The organism is Nonomuraea maheshkhaliensis, assembly GCF_039529435.1.
In the GTDB taxonomy this organism is placed as follows: domain Bacteria; phylum Actinomycetota; class Actinomycetes; order Streptosporangiales; family Streptosporangiaceae; genus Nonomuraea; species Nonomuraea maheshkhaliensis.
In genome coordinates this window covers 1-16,679 of the sequence record NZ_BAAAMU010000029.1, presented here as the reverse complement: position 1 = coordinate 16,679, position 16,679 = coordinate 1, and the positions used below count along the sequence as shown (strand labels likewise).

Below are 16,679 nucleotides of genomic sequence, written 5' to 3'. Positions count from 1 at the left end.
AACTGCTGAAAACTATTGCGCTCGCCGACGAATGAGCTGAAACTTCCCTTCGTGACCGCGCTCCTGCGTACCCTCATGGCGGCGCTCACCGCCGCCGCACTCGTCAGCATCGTGGCCCCGTCCCGGACGACCCCCGCAGCCGCGACCACAGCCGCCTGCGCCGTCGATCCCGCCACCCCGAAGCGCCAGCTCAGGGCCATGTGGATCTCCTCGGTGGCCAACATCGACTGGCCCAGCCGCACCGGGCTGAGCGTGCCGGCGCAGCAGGCCGAGTTCCGCGCCTGGCTCGACCTGGCCGTGGCCAAGCGCATGAACGCCGTGGTCGTGCAGGTCAGGCCGACGGCCGACGCGTTCTGGCCCTCGTCGTACGAGCCGTGGTCGCAGTGGCTGACCGGCACCCAGGGGGGCAACCCGGGCTACGACCCGCTGGCCTTCATGGTCGCCGAGGCCCACGCCAGGAACCTGGAGTTTCACGCCTGGTTCAACCCGTACCGGATCGCCAACCACGACGACCCGTCCCGGCTGATCTCCAGCCATCCCGCGCGGCGCAACCCCGGCTGGCGTTTCGCCTACGACGGCAAGCTCTACTACAACCCGGGCATCCCGGAAGTGCGCGACTTCATCGAGGACGCGATCATGGACGCCGTCTCCAAGTACGACGTGGACGGCGTGCACCTCGACGACTACTTCTACCCCTATCCGGCGAGCGGCCAGACCATCCCCGACGCGGCGGCGTACGCGCAGTACGGCGGCGGGTTCTCCAACGTCGCAGACTGGCGGCGCGAGAACGTCAACCTGCTGATCCGCGAGCTCGACCAGCGCATCCACGCGGCCAAGGCGCACGTGTCCTTCGGCATCAGCCCGTTCGGCATCTGGCGCAACAGCGGCACCGACCCGCTCGGCTCGCGTACGTCGGGGCTGCAGTCGTACGACGCGATCTACGCCGACAGCAGGAAATGGGTCAAGCAGGGCTGGGTGGACTACCTCGCGCCGCAGATCTACTGGCACATGGGCTTCGCCACCGCCCCCTACGAGGTGCTCACCGCCTGGTGGTCCGACGTCGTCCGGGGCACGGGCGTGCAACTCGTCGTCGGGCAGGCCGCCTACCGCGCCGGCGCCTCCGGGCAGGACGCCGCCTGGCAGGACCCGGCCGAGCTGAGCGACCACCTGACCGACAACCGGCAGCATCCCGAGGTCGCCGGCGACATCTTCTTCAGCGCCAAGGACGTCAGGGCCGACCGGATCGGTGCGTTCACCAGGGTCGTCAACGCCCACTACACCAGGCCCGCGCTGCTGCCGGCCCGCGGCACGGCCGCCGCCCCCGCCGCGCCGTCGATCACCTCGGCCACGCGCGTCTCGAACGGCGTCCAGCTCGTCTGGACGGGCTCGGCCACGTCGTACGCGGTCTACCGGGTGGACGGCAGCCCGTCGGCCGCCGACCCGTGCTTCTTCGCCGACGCCCGCAACCTGGTCGGGACCACCCGGCAGAAGACGTTCACCGACACCGGCGCCGGCGGATCGGCCTACACCTACTACGTGGCCGCGCTCAACCGCACCCACCAGGAGAGCGCGCCCAGCGCGGGCAGGGCCGTCGGCCAGGGCGGCGGCGGCGCGTTCAGCGTGGTGATCGACAACGCCGGGCCCGGGTTCGCCGCCGGCTCGGCCTGGGGCACCTCGGCCTACTCCCCGCAGCTCCACGGCGCCGACTACCGCTTCGCTGAACCGGTCGCGGCCAGCGATCCGGCCTGGTTCAGCACGGCAGTGCCGAGCACCGGCGACTACCGGGTGGAGGTGTGGCATCCGGCCGATCCCGGCTACAACAGCGCGACTCCGTACATCGTCGCGGCTTCCGGTGGGAATCGGACGGTGACCGTCGACCAGCGCACGGGGGGCGGCGCGTGGCGCAGTCTCGGGACGTACCGGCTGGACGCGGGCACGTACAACGTGGTCGGGGTGAGCCGCTGGACCTCCACCACCGGGTACGTCATCGCGGACGCCGTCCGGATCACCCGGCTCTGACCGGCTACGAAAGTAGGGGTGGGCACGTACGGCGGGTGATCGTACGATGAGGCCGTGGACGGTGCCCGTCCGCGGCCGATCGACGCGGTCGCGGTCCTGGCCGCGGCGGGTCTGACGCCGGTGGCCGGCTATTCGGGCACGGGGCTGGTGCTTCTGCTGGCAGGGGCGCTGCCGGTGCTCTGGATGCGCCGGGCGCCTCTGGTCGTGGCCTGGATCGGCGCCGGCACCGCGGTCGCCGTGCCCGCCCTGTCGCTGCTCGCGCCGTCCGTCGTGCCCCTTCCGTCGCAGGACGCGCTGATCTGGCCGCCCCTGGGGCCGTTCGCCGCCTACGCCGCGATGGCGTACGCCCGCGACAGCCGCCCGCTCTGCCGCCGGCTGCCGGTGCTCGTGCTGGCCCTCGGCGTCCTGACCCTGCCCGACCGGCTCGGGCTCGTCGCCAGGTCCGAGGCGGTGATCGCGCTCGCCGTCCTGTACGGCCTGTACGTCTCCGTCAAGGAACGCCTGCGTGCCGAGCTGGCCGAACGCGCACAACGGATCGAACGCGAGCGCCTGGCCGGCCAGCTGCACGACGTCGTCACCCACCGGGTCGGCCGCATCGTGCTGGAGGCCGGCACGCTGGCACTGGAGGCCGGCGACGAACGCGCCAGGGCGGCGGCCGAGGATATCCGCACGACCGGCTGCGAGACGCTGGAGGAGCTGCGGCACATGACCGCCCTGCTGCGGCGGGGCACCGGGGAGGGCTTCGACCTGGGGCTGCCCCTGCCGGACCTGCGGCCCCTGGTGATCGACTCGGCGCAGGCGGGGGTGCCCGTCGAGCTGTCGGTCGAGGGCACGCCCGTGCCGGTGCCCGGACCGGTGGGGCGCAGCGCCTACCTGGTGGTGGAGGCGGCCCTGGCCAACGTGCGCGAGCACGCGCCGGGGGCGGACGTGCGGGTGCGCGTCCGCTACCCGCCCGGATACGTGCGGATCGGCGTGCGCAGCTCCGCCGGGCGGCCCGGCGCCTGGGTCGGCGTCGCCGGTCCTGGGCCGAGCCTGCTCGACCTGCGGCGGCGGGTGGAGGTGGCCGGGGGGACGCTGGAGAGCGGGCCGCTGGAGGACGGCGGCTTCCACGTCGAGGCCACCTTCCCGGCCGCCTGAACCCGTGGCGCCGGCGCCCCATCCCGGCCTGAACCCGCGGCGCCCATCCCGGCCTGAGGCCGCGACGCCCCCCGCCGGCCTGAGGCCGCGACGCCCCCCGCCTGAGCCCGCGCGGGCGCCCTCGCCCGGCCGCCCGAGCGCGCGCGTTCAGGATCCGTAGATCACCGAGCGTTCAGGATCCGTAGATCACCGACAGGAAGCGCACCAGCACCGCCTCCCGCGAGGCGGGCGGCAGGGCGTCCAGTACCGCGTTGACCATCGCCATCTCCGGCTGCCCGGCCCCCGGCCGCAGGTCCACCCCGACCGAGGCGCTCAGCTCGGCGAACGACGCGTCGTCGATGGCGTCCAGGTCCAGCCCCGCCACCAGCTCGACCAGCCCCTCGGGCAGCACGACGGGCCCGCGTTCCCGCGCGGCGGCGGCCGACTCGGCGATCACCTTGAGCATGGCCTCCACCCCGGAGAGCGTGACCCCGGTGACCGTGATGTGCAGGTTCGCGGGGATGCCGGCGTACGAGAGCTGCGGCTGCAGGAACCAGCCGCGCGCCCGCGCCTCGTCGGCCAGCACGAACACGTCGATGCCGTCACCCGCGAAGGCCACCAGCGACGACTCGGGCTCGCCGAGCACCCGCAGCCCCGGGATGGCGGCCAGTCCGGCGCGCAGCCTGGCCGTCGCCTCCAGCGTGGCCCGGCCGAGCTCCACGTATCCCTCCCGGCCCAGCGCCTGAAGGGTGGCCCAGGCACCGCCGAGCGGGCCCGCCGATCGTGAGCTCTGCACGGTCGCGTTGATGATCGTGTACCCGGGCCAGGCGGCCGAGGCGAAGTACGCCCGCCGCCGCATCGCGGGATCGGCGAACAGCAGGACCGAGGCCCCCTTGGGCGCGTAGCCGAACTTGTGCAGGTCGCAGGAGATCGAGGTCACCCCGGGCACCGACAGGTCGAACGGCGGCACCGGCGCACCCGCCTCACGTAACCACGGCAGCAGCCAGCCGCCCACGCACGCGTCCACGTGGAACGGCACCCCGGCCGCCGACGCCACGGCGGCCACCTCCTCGATCGGGTCGATCACGCCCTGCGGGTAGGACGGCGCGGAGGCGACGACGAGGACGGTGTCCGGGGTGATCGCCGCCTCGACGTCACGGGCGCGCACCTTGTACGTGGAAAGGTCCACCGGCAGGGGGACGACCGCGACCCCGAGGTAGTGCGCCGCCTTGTGGAAGGCCGGATGGGCGGTGACCGGCAGGATCAGGTTGGGGCGGTCCCGTCCGGCCAGGTCGCGGGCCGCCTTGACGGCCAGCATGATCGACTCGGTGCCGCCGCTGGTGAAGACGCCGTGGCCGCCGCCGAGCAGGTCCGACACCGCGCCGACGACCTGCCGCTCCATCTCCACCACGCTGGGGAACGCGGTGGGGTCGAGGCAGTTGACCTCCAGCATCTCCAGGTAGGCCCGGGTCGCGGCGTCGTTCACCTCGGACCGCCCGGTGTCGTAGACGTAGGCGGTCACCTGGCCGCCGCGTACGGGCAGGTCGTGCTCCTTGAGCCGGGCGACCTCAGCCAGCAGGTCTTCCGTGGTCCTTCCGGCCGGGGGCAGGTTCACGCGGCCTCCTTCGTTCTCGTGGGGGTGAGCGTTCCGTACCTGACGACGAGCGGCAGGCTGATCAGCATGAGCAGGGCGGGCAGCGCGGTGAAGCCCAGCAGCAGCCCGGTCAGCGCGCCGGGCGGCTGCGCGACCGGCCCTTCGACCGGCCCTTCGATCGGGGCCGACACGAAGCCCGAGAGGGTCAGCACCAGCGCGAACAGCCCGGGTCCGAGCGCCAGCCCCGCCGTCTCGCCCGCCGTCCACAGGCCGGTGAACGCGCCGGACTGCGCGTGTCCCGTACGGGCGGCGTCGGCGTGCACGGTGTCGGGCAGCAGCGACAGCGGCAGCAGTTGCAGCGCCGCGTAGCAGACCCCGGCCAGGGCGGTCAGCGTCAGCGTGGCCACCAGGGCGCCGGAGGCGATGGCCGGGATCAGCGCGAGCGCGACGCCGCAGAAGCCGGCGGAGGCGGCCAGGTAGCAGCGCACCGGCCCGTGCACGCGGGCCAGCCAGGCCCAGCCGGGCACGGCGAGCATGCTCGGCCCGACGAGGCAGACGAACATCACCGACGTCAGCCCGTAGTCGCCCAGCCGGTACGAAGCCACGTACGGCGCGCCCGCCAGCATCACCGCCACGGCCAGCGCCTGCGTCACGAACGCCGCCAGCAGCACGAAGAACGGCCGGTTGCCCCTCGCCAGCCGGAAGGCGGCCACGGGACCGAGTTGCCTGGGCCCCGGCCTGGACGGCACCCAGCGGGTGGCCAGCGTCGCGCCGGCCAGCGCCGCCGCCATGATCGCGCCGATCGTCACGCCCATCACGGCGTATCCGGACCGGCCGCCCCCGGCCAGATCGACCACGGCCGGGGCCAGGCCGCCGGCCACGAGGATGCCGACCGTCAGGCACACCACCCGCCAGGACATGATCCTCGTCCGCTCGCCCGGGTCGGGTGACATCTCGGCGGGCAGTGCCACGTACGGGACCTGGAAGCAGGCGAAGGCCGTGGCCGCCAGCAGGAACGCCGCCCCGGCCCAGAGCGCCCCGGGAACGTCGCCCGGCACGGCGAACATCAGCGCGAACGTCACCGGCAGCGCGACCGCGCCGATGGTCAGCAGGCGCGTCCTGTGGCCGGTCCGGACGGCCTCGCGGTCGCTGGCGGCGCCGATCAGGGGGTTCAGCAGCACGTCCCAGATCTTGGGCGCCACCAGCACGGCGCCTGCCACGGCGGCGGGGACGCCGAGCAGGTCGGTCAGGTAGTAGAGGAGCAGCAGGCCGGGGACCGCCGAGAACACGCCGGTCCCGACGGAGCCGACACCGTAACCGAACAGCCGGCCTCGCCCCGGTTGGGTCACCTGGGGTCGCCGGGGAGGCCGAGGGTGCGGTGGAGGCTGGTGTGCAAATGGGCGCGGAAGCGGCGCAGCGCGGGCCGGTCGCCCGCGCCCCTGCGCCGCCCCTCGGCGTCCAGCACTCCGCCCTTGGCGAAACCGTGCACCGACCAGATCACCGTCCACACGGTGTACTCCAGGTCGATGTCGCCCGAGATCAGCCCGGACTCGACCGCCGGCCGCAGCGCGCCGGTCACCGTGGCGAGCAGCGGCTGCACGTACTGGCGCTCCAGCTCGGTGATGTCGCTGGCGTCGGAGAGCCAGCGGTGCATCCACAGGGCGGGCACCTCGGGGTTGTCCACGCAGAAGTCGAGGTAGTCGTCGGCCAGGCGGTGGATGGCGGCGACCGGGTCGGCGCCGGGCAGCCGGGCGAGCGCGGTCTCCAGCGCGGCCTTCTCCGCCTGGTGGGCGCGCTCCATGACGGCCAGGTACAGCTCACGCTTGCCGCCCACGTGGTAGTTGACAGTGGCGATGTTCAGCCCGGCGGCCTCGGCGATCTGCCGGGTGGAGGTGCCGTCGTAGCCGAGCGCCGCGAACAGGTGTGTGGCCACCTTGAGTATCAGGCCGGCCTGGGTGCTTTCGCCGGGAGTCATACCACCGAAGGTAGTTCGGTCACCCACTCTCGGTCAATCGCTTGATGGAGACCCTGTCAGTCCGGGGCCCAGTACTTCTCCATGATCTGATCGAGGAGCCGCACCACGGGCTGCCAGCTCGCGGGCAGCCGGTAGCGGGCGGCCCCGCGGTGGTCGTACGCGAGCGTGTACCTGATGAAGTCGGCCCCCTGCGGCGGCCGCTCGGAGGCGCCGATGCGCAGGTGGCGCAGGTGGCCGTGGAGCTTGCGCCGCTCCTTGGCGGTCAGGCACTTGTCGATCGTCGGCCCCGTACGCCGGCTGAGCCGTACGCACCCGTTGCCGTAGACGATCACGCGGTCGTTCAGCCCCGCGAAGCCGCCCTGCTTGCGGAAGTCCACCAGCGCCCGCTTCGACGCGACCTCCGCCTGCGCCGGCGCCATGGACGCGCTCAGCGCCAGGAGCAGCACGGGCAGGAGCACTGTTCGCCAGATCCTCATGCTCCTACGACGTACGCCGGCCGCGAACGGCTCACCGAACCGGCCATCGGGAGTCCCCTGGGCGTCCGAAGGTGCCCGCGACGCCCAGGGGACCCCTCGCGGCTACCCGCAGCGGGCGCCGTTGAGGTGGAACACCTCGGGGGCCGGGTTGGGGCCTGAGATGTTCGTACCGGTGAAGCCGAAGGTCACCGACTTTCCGGGCTTGATGCGGCTGTTCGCGCCGAGTCCCTTGGCCGTCACCACCGAGCCCGACTGCGACAGCGACGCGCCCCAGTCGTCACCGACGCGCTGACCGCTCAGGAACGACCAGCGCAGGTCCCAGCCGTCCACACTGTGCCTGCCGGTGTTCTCGATCACGACCTGGGCGGTGAACGGACGCGAGCCGAACGCCGTGTAGCGGACCCGGCAGTCCGAGCGCCCGCCCTCGTCGGTGAGGAACGCGGAGACCCAGGCCAGCGGGGAGTTCCAGTTGATGGTCAGCTCGTTCGTCGACCACGACTCGATGTCGTCCACGTAGCAGAACTGCGGCGCGCAGCCCTGGAGCAGCCGCTGCGCGAGCGGGTCCTGGATGCTGGAGTTCGGGCCGCCCGCCAGCGTGCCGCGCGGCGGGTTGGGCAGGGCGGGGTCGAGCTGGCGGGCGTACCAGCGGCTGTGCTGGTTCTTCGAGGCGACCTCGCCGTAGCCGGTCACGTACGACTGGTTGAGCGCGTTGCGGCCGAGGAGGTAGTCCATTCCCTCCTGTACGGCCGCGCGGTACTTCTCCTGGCCGGTCAGGTCGTACGCCGTCGCGATGACGACCAGGTTGTTCAGCACCAGGTTGTTGGAGCCCCAGTCGAAGTCGGGCGGGTTGTACGCCAGCCCGTACGGGTGCGCCCGCTGGATCGCCAGATACTTCTCGGCCCCCTCGACGACCGACTTGCGGACCCGTGCCCGGTCCGGCAGCGCGTTCGGCACCGTCGCCAGGTCCAGGCGGCCGAGCTGGGCGGTGTTGCCCCAGTCGAAGCCGCGATCGCGCCAGATGTCGCCGGTGTGGTGCGGCGAGGCCAGCACGAAGTCCTTGAACTCGCGCTCGCCCGTGGTCAGGTACAGCTCGGCCGCCGCCCAGTAGAACTCGTCGCTCACGTCGTCGTCGTTGTAGGCGCCGCCGCCGGTGCCGTCGGTCGGGTCGGCGTACCGCTCCGGGTTCGCCTTGGCCGCCGCCCACGCCTTGCGCGCCGCGGTGAGGTTCCTGGCGGCGAACGCGGCGTCGTACGGGGCGAACAGGCGGGCCGCCTGCGCCGCCGTCGCGGCCAGGTTCAGCGTGGCCGCGGTGGAGGTGGGGTGCAGCTCGCGCGGTTGCGGGTCCAGGTGGGGCAGCAGCGGGAGGCCGGTCCAGTTCTGGTCGTGGATCTTGTGGTGCGCCATGCCCGCGAACGGTTTCCCGTCGGGCACCTGCATGCTCAGCAGGAACTCCTGCTCCCAGCGGGCCTCGTCCAGGATGTCAGGGCGGCCGTTGCCGCTCTCCGGGATGTTGAGCTGGCCGTCCTTGAAGGCGGATTTGTCGCGTTCGTACGCGGCCATGAGCTGGAAGACCGAGATGCCGCCGTTGACGACGTACTTGCCGTGGTCGCCGGCGTCGTACCAGCCGCCCTTGACGTTCAGGCTGTAGTCGCAGACGCCCGGCTGGCACGGCACGCTCACGTCACCCTGGTTCGGCGCGACGCCGACGTGACCGGCCGGCCTGCCGTAGCCGGGGCGCAGGCTGTCGAGGATCTCGATGCCGCTGCGCTGGGTGTAGTAGAACTTCAGCGCGTCCGCCGGAAGCTGCGCGTACAGGTCGGCCGCGATGTCGAACGGCCTGCTCGTCTCGCCGTCCGCCGTCACCGTGTAGCCCTTGCCCGGTTTGCGGTAGGTGCCGAAGTCGAGCGTGTGCACGTTCTGGCCGGAGCTGGCGTCCACGCCTCTCGGGGTGGTCCTGCCGCGGGCCACGGTGTTGCCGGCGGCGTTCTTGAGCTGCCAGTCCAGGGGCGTGGTCGCCGCGGTCACGACCGTGGCCTTCTTCGGGCCCGTGGGGAGGTAGCCGACCATGTTCACGCGTACGCGGGGGCCCGTGTCAGGTTCGTACACCTCGGGCTCCGCGCCGCCCTTGAGCGACACGTCGTCCATGCAGAACCTCCAGGGCTCGGGACTGCCTCCCAGCTGGAAGACGGCCTGGGCGTCGGGCAGCGACACGGGGGCGGTGAACGTGTAGGTGTAGGAGTCGCCCGAGACGCTCATCTCCGGCGCGGCCGCCAGATACTGCGTGTAGGGGTCCACGGGTAGCTGGATCAGCGCCCGTCCGACCCTGCCCGGGGTCGCGGTGGCGAAGAACCGGTAGGCGTACGTCTCGCCCGCGACGAGCGGGAGGTCGTTCTGGCCGATGATCACGTCCCAGGGGTTGGTGGTGCCACCGGGGATGTCGGCGCACAACCGGCCGTCGTCCACCGCGGGGGTGACGTTGCCGGTGCCCCACCAGGGGGCGGTGTCGGTGTCGAAGGTGCCGTTCACGATCTGCTCGGGTCCCTCGTCGGCGGCTTGGGTCGCCGGGGCGGGGGACAGGGCGACCATGGTGAAGAGGGCCAGTAAGGCGGCCCGGCGTCGGGTCATGGAGGTCCTTAAGGGGGTGGGAGCGCTCCCAACTGGGCGACCCTGATCCTCCATTCCCTGCGCCGCCGCGTCAACGGGCGCGGAACTCCTGGCTGAAATTTTCCCGTGACGGCGACACGCCGCTCTCTGTTCGGTGGTCGGGCCGCTGGACGGATGGTCGCCTGGTCGTGGTGCGGGTGAGGCGCAGGAGGATCTCCTCGGCGCGGTCGCGGTCGTACGGGGTGGCCAGGCGTTCGGCGGCGGCCAGCGCGCGGTGCGCCGCCTTTTCGGCCGGCCCGTTTCTGCCCGCGACGGCCAGCACGAGCGCGCGGGCCCAGCCGATCCTGGCCGCGGCGCCCGGGTTCCTGGCCTGGTATCTGGACAGGTGCTGGTGCAGGCGCCGCGCGGACGCCCGGTCCGGCGGGCCGGGCAGCGCCCAGAGCAGCTCCGCCAGCCCGGCCCAGCATTCCAGCATGCCCCGCTGCCCCACCGGCAACCGCTCGGCCAGCATCAGCACCTCCCGCACCGCCGCCACGTCGTCCGGCGGCTGGGGCACGCCTGCCGTCAGCGCCCGGTCGTCAGGCTCGTGGTGGATGACAGAGTCGCCGGGGCAATGGTGGATGACGGAGTCGCCGGGGCGGTGGTGGATGACGGAGTCGTCGGGGCGGTGGTGGAGGGCGGCGTCGCCGGGGCGGTGGGTGCGCAGGTGCAGGCGGGCGGCGGCGCTGAGGAGGCGCATGTCCTGGATGGTGCGCATGACCGGGCCGTCCCGCAGGCCGAGCTCCTTCTCCCGCGTACGGCGGCGCTCCGTGGACGCTCTGGCCGCGTCCAGCACCTGCCGGATCCGCTCCGGAGCCGTCCCGTCGATCCGCAGCATCGCCTCGACCTGGCCGGTCAGGCACCAGTGCCGGCCGATGTCGTCCCCGCCCACGCGCCTGGCCGCCTGCTCGGCCGTGTCCGCGAACAGCTCGGCCGCCGCTCGGAAGTCCCCCTGCCACAGCGCGGTCTCGGCGAGCATGCCCGTGCAGTTCTCCGCCACGCGGGGCGTCAGCGTCCTGGCGCGGCACTCGGTGAACGAACGCCTGGCCGCCTCGAACGCCCCGGCGTGGAGCTGGTCGAGCCCCCGAGCCAGCCGGGCCCGATTCGCGGCCTCCACGGCCGGTTCGGCCGGCCCGCCTCCCGCCTCCCCGACCCTGGCCAGGGCGCGGTCTGCCAGCGTGCCGTAGCGGGTGGCCGTCCGGTGGAGGCCGGCGACGCGGGCGATGGTGGCGGCGTTGGCGTACGCCTCGGCGCGCAGGGCGGGGTCCTGGGTCCGTTCTGCGGCGTTGAGCTGGCGTAACGAGGCGGCCACCATCGTGAGCAGGTCCTGCTGGTGGTAGGCGAGCCTGGCCAGCACGGTCAGCGCCTGCGCGGCCTCCCGCCCACCGCCCTCCCGCTCGCCTCCGAGGCCGTGCGGGAGGGCCAGGCGGTGGGCGGTCTGGCGGGCCGCCGCGGTCAGGCAGGTGACGACCAGGCCGGTACGCGACTCCGGCAGCGGCTCGCCCAGCGTGGCCAGGGCCGCCCTGGCCAGGCGGGTGGCGTCCAGGTCCCTGGCCAGATGGTGCTCGCTCGTCCCCGCCATCCACAGGTGCCGGGCCCGGAGCAGCCGGTTCTCTGGCGTGCCTTCGAGGTGCCGGCGCAGGATGGCCACCGACTCCTCGTACAGATGCAGTCGCAGGCACAGAATCCAGTAGTGGTCCAGGAAACCCGGGTCGCCCGACGCGGCCCAGGCCGGCCTGATGTTGTCCAGCTCCGCCCCGAGCACGGCGGTGACCTCGGTGTCCGAGGCGTCCTGCAACGCGTCCGCGTGCCGGTCGAGCAGGCGGGCGAAATAAGTGGCGTGACGAAGGCGCGCGGCCTGGAGGTCCGCCGGGCTCAGGCGTTCGGCGGCGAGCTGCTGGATCAGGGGGTGGATCACGTACCGGCCCGATGAGGTCAGCCGGATCATGCTGTGATCCACCAGGCGGACCAGCACGTCGAGGCTGGTGCGGCCGACCTCAAGCGCCGCCTCCAGTGTGCACCCGCCGCCGAACACCGACAGCGCCGCCAGCGCCCGCTGCCCGGCCGGGTCGAGCAGGCGCCACGAGGTCTCGAATACGGTACGCATGCAGGCCCTCCGCGGCCGGGCGGCGGCCCCGGCCGCCGACAGCAGCCCGGGGTCCACGCCGAGGCGCCGGGCCAGGTCGGCGCAGGGCACGGCACGCAGGAGGCCGGCCGCCAGCTCGATGGCCAGGGGCAGGCCGTCGGTTGCCGCGCAGATCGCCGCCACCGGGGCCGCCTCGCGGTCGGGGTCGAACGCCGGTCGCGCCGCCCGTGCCCGTACCGCGAACAACGCCTCGGCGGCCGGTCCCGGCAGCCCTTCCACGGTGACCGTCGCCTGGCCGGCCAGACTCAGCCGCCGCCTGCTCGTGGCGAGGACCCGTACGGACGGGGCGGCGCGCAGGACGGCGCCGATGACCGCGTCGAAGGCGGGAAGGTGTTCGAGGTTGTCGAGGACGAGCAGGAGCCGCCGGCGGCGGGCGGCGAGGTGGGCCAGAAGCAGGTCGAGGGCGGGACGCGGCGGCGCGAGATCCACGTCCAGACGGCGCGCCAGCGTCGTGACGGCCGCCTCGCCCCGCACCCCGGCAAACGACACGAAGACCGTCTCCACAGGCAAGCCTTTCGCGCCAGGGGTTGTGGGACCGGCTCGGGACTTTGACGTCGCGTCGGTACGGGGCTCTGGGGCGGTGGCGGCGATGGCGAGGCGGGTCTTGCCGATGCCGCCGGGCCCGAGCAGCGTGACCAGCCGCTCGCGCGCCAGCAGCGCCCGCAGCGCGGCCACCTCGGCGTCCCGGCCGATCAGCTCCGTGCCGGGAAGGGGCGGACCAGGCCGGGCCGGCGGACGGGGCGCGAGCTTCCGCCGCAGGGCCTGGGTGGGCGGCGCGGGAGCGACGCCCAGCTCGTCCGCCAGCCGCCGGCGCAGCTCGTCGTAGCAGGCCAGGGCGGCGGCCCGGTTCCCCGTCCCGGCCAGGGAGGCCATGAGCACCCGGTACGCCTCCTCGTCGTACGGATCGAGCCCGGTGATGATGCGGGCCAGCCGCGTCACCTCGTCGGACGCCGCCGACCCGGGCGACGGGAGCAGCGAGCGCAGCAGCGTACGCATCCGCTGCCGTTCCACGCTCACCCACTCGCCGAACGCCGGCGCGTCGCAGAACGCGACCCCGTCCATGAAGTCCCCGCGCCACAGCCGCAGCGCCGTGGCCACGGCCGGGGCCCCGCACAGCACCCGGTGGTCCACGAAGCACTCGCCGGCCTCGCGGAACCGTACGTGCGTGCGGGTGATCTCCAGCCAGCCGCCCACCTCCGCGCGCAGCTCGGACAGCGCCAGCCGCAGACTGCCCCTGGCGTTGGCCTCGGGACGCTCGCCCCACAGCAGCGTGGCCAGCGCGGAGCGCGGCTGGGGGCCGGTCGTGGTGGCGAGGAAGCAGAGCAGCGCGCGCGTCTTGGCGGAGCGGATGCGCAGGGGCATCCCTCCGACGGACACGTCCGGTGAGCCGAGCAGGAGCATGGTCAGCGACTGCCTCATAGCGGAGCAGGCTAGGCGGGAGCCGGCCGGGCGACTGTTTGAAAAGGCACATATGGGTTGTGTTCTGCGTGACTCACCTGGGGGTTAACGGTGTGCTCACGGTGGCGTGGCCACTCTGATGCCGCGCTCCGCGACCGTCGCGGGACGTTCGCCATCCAGGCACCAAGGCCATCCAGGCATCCAGGCACCAAGGAGAGAACAGAGCATGCGCACTCCTCAGCTCATCGCCGCACTCACCCTAGCCGCGGGCATGATCGGGCCGGCGGTGGCCGCCGCGCCGGCCCACGCCATGGCGTCCTCGTGCGTCGTGACGCTCTACGACATCGACGTCAGCAACGTCAGAGAGAAGGACGGCGTCGACGAGCTCCGCTTCAAGGTCGACGGGAACTGGTTCCCGCAGAACGGACACTTCGAGATGAGCACCTCGCGCCCTGACGGCGACCCGGCGGACTTCGGCTACCCGTCGACCATCGTCCAGCGGCACGAGAACAAGTACTTCGAACTGCGCGAGGTCGACCCGCCGATCATCACCGGCGGCCAGAACCTCGGCGAGGCGTGGGCCTTCGGCTACGACTGCGACGACCTCGGCGTCGGGGACATCCACATCGAGGACACCGTCCTGTCCAGCAGCAAGTACGCCTACACGGTCAGGCTCAAGCTGACCGGCCAGTGACCGTCCCTTCCCCGCCGATCGGCCGCCGTCGAGGTGGCCGATCGGTTCACGGCGCCAGCACCCGTTCCGGCGAGTCGAGCCAGATCGACTGACCGCCGTCCGGGGAGACGGTCAGCCCGAACCGCTCATGTCCGGGCCCGCCCCACGACACCCAGCGGAAACAGGCGTCCACCAGCTCGTCCCACAGGGGCCGATCGCCCATCTGGTACACCTGATGGTCCCGCTCGCCGGGCCGGTGCGTGGCCGCCGCCCACCTGCCCGGATCATCGGGGTCGCGGACATGAACCACGAACCGCTCCTCCTCCCGCTCCACGTGCGCGTCCAGCCCCGTCTTCTCCATCCAGGGCCGATGCCACGCGTAGTCGTCCGGCTCACCGGCCTTCCACTTGCGAAACGGCTCGGCGCCCACGCTGCTGTGGTGGCGCTCGCGTAGCTCGAACCGAAACGCGGTGGTCGTGAAGGAGCGAGATTGACAGCATCGCTCAGGGCGTCGGGATCGGTGATCACCTTTCCCTGGACGGCGATCGTGCCACGGTCGGTCTCGTAGACGGCAGGGCAGGTGCCTTGCTCGCTGTTGCCTCCGAGGAACCGCAGGCGCATGACCGCTCCCAGATTCCTTGAGATTTCTCGCTCATGCCGATCGTCTATCGCCGCTCGGGCTCAGGTCAGGCAAAGACGCAGGTGAGCCGATGCCTGTCGGTTTTGCCCGCCTCGATGATGACGGCATTTGCCGCAGGTAGGCGTACGGGATGCGAACGGGATGCGAACGGGATGTACGGCGTATTCGCGGGGCCTTTATTGATGTCGCGCGATCTGGGAGTGTTCGAGCGTGGCTCTCACTCTGGCCGGGTGCCCCGTGCACGAGTTGCTCGAGCGTCAGTCCGCCAAGCTGGCCCGGCTGCTCGTACGTGGGTTCGCCGAGCAGATTCCCGTCTACCGGCGGCTGCCGCAAGAGGAGCTGGACGGGGACATCACGGTCATCACCGAGCACAACCTGCGCCTGATCGCCCGGGTGTTCCGTGACCGGCGGCCGCCTGCCAGGGCCGAGCTGGCGCCGTTGCGGGTGTCGGCGGTGCGCCGGGCGCAGGAGGGGGTGCCGCTGGAGGCGTTGCTCGCGGCCTATCACCTGGGGGCGCGGATGGTGTGTGAGCGGCTGTTCGCGCAGGCGGGGCCGGACGACCTGGGTGACGTGCTGGAGGCGAACCGGATCATCCTGCGGTACATGGAGTCCGTGACGGCCGCCGTGTGCACGGCGTACCTGGAGGAGCGGGAGAGCGTGCTCAGCCAGGAGCAGCACGCCATGCACGCCACCGTGGCGGCGCTGCTCGGCGGTGACCGGGCGGCGCTGGCGGGGATCCGGCTGGCGCCGCGTTACCTGGTGCTGGCCATCGCGGTGGGGCGGCATCCGGACGAGGACGGGCCGGGTGCGGCGGTGGCGGGGCGGCGCAAGTTGCACCGGATCAGGAGGGCGCTGCAGCGGCACGTGAGCGAGCCCGTGCTGACCGCGCTGGACACATCGGGTGGGGTGGTGCTCCTTCCGCTGCAGGAGGGTGCCGATCCGGAGGTCGGAGAGCTGGCGGAGGCGGCGGGGCGGGAGGCGGGCGTGCCCGTGTGGCTGGCGGCCGAGCCGGCGCCGCCGGACGACGTGGTGGCGGCGGCCGGGCTGGCGTTCGACGGGGTGTTCCCGATGGAGGAGCTGCTGCCCGTGGTGGCGGTGGCGGCCGGGGTGCCGTGCGTGCTGGCGCTGCTGCTCTCAGGGCGGCTGCCGCTCTGGGGTGTCGTCCCCGTACAGGCGCTGGCCTGGCTGACGGCGGTGTCGGCCACGTTGTTCAGGGACGAGGCGTGGCTCGGGTTCCTGCCCGGCCCGGCCGCCGTCCGTGCCGCGCTGACCGGTGTGCGTGAGGCGGGCGGCCGGCTGCTGACCACCATCCTGCCCGCCGCCCCGGGCAGCACCGCGATCGTGCTGGTCGGCTTCCTGGTCTGGGCCGCCACCGCCGCCGGGGCCGAGCTGGCGCTGCGGTCGCGTGCCGTGCTGCTGCCCGCCGTGGCCGGCCTGCCCGTGCTGGGCGTCGCGGTCGTGCTCGGGGTCGCGGGGGCGGGCTCCGTGGTGCCGTACGCGGCCGGGTTCGCGGGGCTGGCGCTGCTGCTCGCGCTGGTCAGGTCGAGCAGATCGGCGGGGACGATCGCGGTGGGCATGCCGCTGCTGGCCGGCCTGGTGCTGGTGGCCGCCGTCGCCGGTCCCGTGCTGCCCATGGCCGGGCGGCCGTACGACGTGCGCGAGCTGGTCGAGCCGCCGCCGCCCCGCCCGATCCGCGGGGTCAGCGCGCTCGACCAGGTGTCGGCGTGGCTGCAGAACCCGCAGCGCGAGCTGTTCACGGTCAGCACGACCTCAGAGGCGAACCTCCGGCTGGCCGTCCTGGACACCTTCGACGGGGTGAGCTGGACGTCGAACGCCGGCTTCGTCCCCACCGGCGGCCGGGTGCCCGGGCAGCCGGGCGAGCGTGACAGCGTCGTGCAGCGGTTCACCGTGCGGAAGCTGCCGGGGCCGTGGCTGCCCGCCGCCGACCGGCCGCTGCTGGTCACGGGGCCCGGCATCATGGTCGATCCCGCCACCGGCA

At 72.9% G+C, this 16,679-nt stretch carries 11 protein-coding genes; 4 read left to right on the top strand and 7 right to left on the bottom strand.

Translation table 11 applies throughout. The annotated features are described in order from the left end of the window. Window positions 1-51: 51 nt before the first annotated feature. The gene (locus ABFX54_RS20980) at window positions 52-2,019 is read left to right on the top strand and encodes a family 10 glycosylhydrolase (protein WP_346107196.1); all 1,968 of its coding nucleotides are present in this window, start codon (window positions 52-54) and stop codon (window positions 2,017-2,019) included. A gap of 54 nt (window positions 2,020-2,073) precedes the next feature. Continuing rightward, a complete protein-coding gene (locus ABFX54_RS20975; protein ID WP_346107194.1) occupies window positions 2,074-3,156 on the top strand; it encodes a sensor histidine kinase in 1,083 nt (360 codons plus the stop codon). A gap of 172 nt (window positions 3,157-3,328) precedes the next feature. On the opposite strand, the gene ABFX54_RS20970 is transcribed toward ABFX54_RS20975, so the two are convergent. The 6 genes from ABFX54_RS20970 to ABFX54_RS20945 all read right to left on the bottom strand — a co-directional run bounded on the left by ABFX54_RS20970 (window position 3,329) and on the right by ABFX54_RS20945 (window position 13,388). Then, window positions 3,329-4,750 carry a pyridoxal phosphate-dependent decarboxylase family protein gene (locus ABFX54_RS20970; protein ID WP_346107193.1) on the bottom strand — a complete coding sequence of 474 codons (1,422 nt, stop codon included), beginning with the start codon at window positions 4,748-4,750 and terminating at the stop codon, window positions 3,329-3,331. Beyond that, window positions 4,747-6,078: an MFS transporter gene (locus ABFX54_RS20965; RefSeq protein WP_346107191.1), complete on the bottom strand. Its 1,332-nt coding sequence runs from the start codon at window positions 6,076-6,078 to the stop codon at window positions 4,747-4,749. The genes ABFX54_RS20970 and ABFX54_RS20965 overlap by 4 nt, the downstream gene beginning before the upstream one ends. Further along, on the bottom strand, window positions 6,075-6,704 hold the full coding sequence (locus ABFX54_RS20960; protein ID WP_346107189.1) for a TetR/AcrR family transcriptional regulator: 630 nt from the start codon (window positions 6,702-6,704) through the stop codon (window positions 6,075-6,077). Before ABFX54_RS20960 ends, ABFX54_RS20965 begins: the two co-directional genes overlap by 4 nt. A gap of 56 nt (window positions 6,705-6,760) precedes the next feature. Further along, complete coding sequence (locus ABFX54_RS20955; RefSeq protein ID WP_346107187.1) at window positions 6,761-7,180, bottom strand: hypothetical protein; 420 nt, start codon at window positions 7,178-7,180, stop codon at window positions 6,761-6,763. Window positions 7,181-7,282: 102 nt separating this feature from the next. After that, a complete protein-coding gene (locus ABFX54_RS20950) occupies window positions 7,283-9,805 on the bottom strand; it encodes a glycoside hydrolase family 9 protein (protein WP_346107185.1) in 2,523 nt (840 codons plus the stop codon). Window positions 9,806-9,875: 70 nt separating this feature from the next. Beyond that, window positions 9,876-13,388: an ATP-binding protein gene (locus ABFX54_RS20945; RefSeq protein ID WP_346107183.1), complete on the bottom strand. Its 3,513-nt coding sequence runs from the start codon at window positions 13,386-13,388 to the stop codon at window positions 9,876-9,878. Between the two features lie 205 nt (window positions 13,389-13,593). Here ABFX54_RS20945 and ABFX54_RS20940 point away from each other — a divergent pair, with 205 nt between their 5' ends. Further along, on the top strand, window positions 13,594-14,061 hold the full coding sequence (locus ABFX54_RS20940) for a hypothetical protein (RefSeq protein WP_346107181.1): 468 nt from the start codon (window positions 13,594-13,596) through the stop codon (window positions 14,059-14,061). A 46-nt stretch (window positions 14,062-14,107) separates the two neighbouring features. On the opposite strand, the gene ABFX54_RS20935 is transcribed toward ABFX54_RS20940, so the two are convergent. Beyond that, window positions 14,108-14,620, bottom strand: a complete 513-nt coding sequence (locus ABFX54_RS20935; protein ID WP_428834545.1) for a DUF6879 family protein — start codon at window positions 14,618-14,620, stop codon at window positions 14,108-14,110. A 270-nt stretch (window positions 14,621-14,890) separates the two neighbouring features. On the opposite strand from ABFX54_RS20935, the gene ABFX54_RS20930 reads away from it, so the two are divergent. Continuing rightward, window positions 14,891-16,679 (top strand): transglutaminaseTgpA domain-containing protein (locus ABFX54_RS20930; protein WP_346107178.1); only part of this gene is annotated, 1,789 nt, incomplete at its 3' end.